Here is a 2,019-nt window from a genome sequence, read left to right on the forward strand (position 1 = left end):
CCGTTCCAAAAATCTTACTCAAACCTAGCCAATATTGACTATTAGATAGGTTTGACGTTTTCTTTCTGCTTCATTGTCACGCGCTATTTCTCATTTGAGATTTAGACTGACCACGACTCCACAGACTTTTTTAATTGGCGATGGAACTCACCGTCCAATAAACAGGATTATGCAGCTGTTAAAATAACAGTCGCGTTATTTAAAATATTGATGCTGGCGTTGAGGTCACGGTCATGAGAAACCTGACAGTTAGGGCACAACCACTCACGCATTTTCAATGTTAGCTCATCTTTACCAAGGATATGATTGCAGTTTGAACAGGTTTTTGAGCTTGGGTAGAAGGGTCCGACTGATTTCACAACCTTGCCTTGCTCAGTGGCTTTGTAGATAAGCTGTCGCTTAAACTCAAAGAAACCCAAGTCACTGATAGCTCTTGATAGCCGCCTGTTCTTAACCATACCTTTGACATTCAAATCCTCAATCGCAATCACATCGAACTCATTAACCAGACTTGTTGTGATTTGATGGAGAGAATCTTGCCTAATACACCTGATCTTATAGTGCAAACGAGAGAGCTTGGTTTTCGCTTTTTCTCTGTTTTTACTGCCTTTTTTAGTGCGACTGAGCGCTTTGTTTAGCGTTCTTAGTTTTTTAAGGTTTGCTTGAAGTGGTTTTGGCGCTTTAATTTTAGTGCCGTCTGATAAAACCAGTAAGTCGGTAATACCAAGATCAACACCAACGCTTTTACCTGTCTTTTTAGTAGGAATTACAGCTTTTTGTATTTCAACAGCCACACTAACAAACCACTTACCGCCACGTTTAGAGATGGTGGCTGACATGATCTTGCCGTCAAAACGTAAAGCTTCTTTTAAGCGAACCCAGCCCAAGTTTGGGATACGAATGGATTTACCTTTAATGGCAAATTGGTCGTTGGATAAACTGAATCTATCGTCACGGCCTTTTTTACGAGCGGTTGGGTATTTCGCTAAGCCTTTAAAGAAGTTGTTATAAGCATCACCCAACTGCATGATTGCCGCCTGCGGAGCGCATTTGGTCACTTCCAGCATATAGGGGAATAATTCACGCTTAATGGCGTTCAATTCGCGTCTGAGCTTCGCCTGTGAGGGCTTGTTTAGATTTTTAGTATCAACCTCAACGCCTGCGGCCAAACACGCATCACGGTACGCTTTGTCAAGCGCATACTGCCGCTGCCACTCATGCAAAGCCCAGTTGTAGGCTTTTCTCGCCACGCCACAAGCACGAGCAAGGTGATTTGCCTGTACGTTGTTTGGCTTGAGTTCGATAATGTGTCCACGGATCATAATGCTTTTTTAACCGCCTCTATTAATTGTTGGTTTTTCTTGCTGCGAGAGCCGTATAGCCTCGCTGAAAATACGGTGATAATCTCCAATACATCTTGGGCTAATTCTTGCTCAAAACTCAACTCTTCACCTTGATTGATTATTACCACTTCAACGTCACGAGCCTCACACAACATGAAAACCAGTTCTGCACCAAATCGTAAAAGCCTGTCTTTATGGGTAATTACCAGCCGTTCAACTTTATTGCTCAGTATGTCATCAAGCAGGTTTTTTAAGCCTTTCTTTTTATAATTCATTCCACTACCAAGATCGGTAATCGTCTCAAAAGTCCAGCCTTGCCTGGCACAATAAAGTTCCAAAACTTGAGACTGGCGAAGTAAGTCGTCTTTTTGATCACGACTCGACACACGAGCATAAGCAATGGTTTTTCGGTCTAATTTAGGTGGTGTATTCAAGGAATGCGGTCTGATTTCACTTAAATCATATCGCCTATGCCCGTTTTCGGTTCGCTTGGCGACTAACGTACCATCCTCATCCCAACGTCTTAATGTGGATTGAGCAACCCCGAAATGTTTGGCAGCCTCCCCAATACTAACCAGTTTCCCCATAACTTGCTCTCTATATTATAGATATAATCTATCTATTATAGTAATAAATAGGTAGGTTTGTATATGTTTTATTTAACTGTTTGCAACCC

Annotated in this window: 2 protein-coding genes; both read right to left on the reverse strand. The window is 42.1% G+C overall.

The annotated features are described in order from the left end of the window. Positions 1-167: 167 nt before the first annotated feature. The gene (locus IQ457_RS13260; RefSeq protein ID WP_093071385.1) at positions 168-1,322 is read right to left on the reverse strand and encodes an RNA-guided endonuclease InsQ/TnpB family protein; all 1,155 of its coding nucleotides are present in this window, start codon (positions 1,320-1,322) and stop codon (positions 168-170) included. Beyond that, positions 1,319-1,930, reverse strand: coding sequence for an IS607 family transposase (locus IQ457_RS13265; protein WP_068404139.1), 612 nt, complete (start codon positions 1,928-1,930; stop codon positions 1,319-1,321). The genes IQ457_RS13260 and IQ457_RS13265 overlap by 4 nt, the downstream gene beginning before the upstream one ends. Positions 1,931-2,019: the final 89 nt, after the last annotated feature.

This window comes from Psychrobacter sp. M9-54-1, from assembly GCF_016613355.1.
In the GTDB taxonomy this organism is placed as follows: domain Bacteria; phylum Pseudomonadota; class Gammaproteobacteria; order Pseudomonadales; family Moraxellaceae; genus Psychrobacter; species Psychrobacter faecalis.

Excerpts from the sequence above, each read along its gene's own strand:
- IQ457_RS13260 (WP_093071385.1), bottom strand. The coding sequence starts at position 1,322 with ATGATCCGTGGACACATTATCGAACTCAAGCCAAACAACGTACAGGCA.
- IQ457_RS13265 (WP_068404139.1), bottom strand. The coding sequence starts at position 1,930 with ATGGGGAAACTGGTTAGTATTGGGGAGGCTGCCAAACATTTCGGGGTT.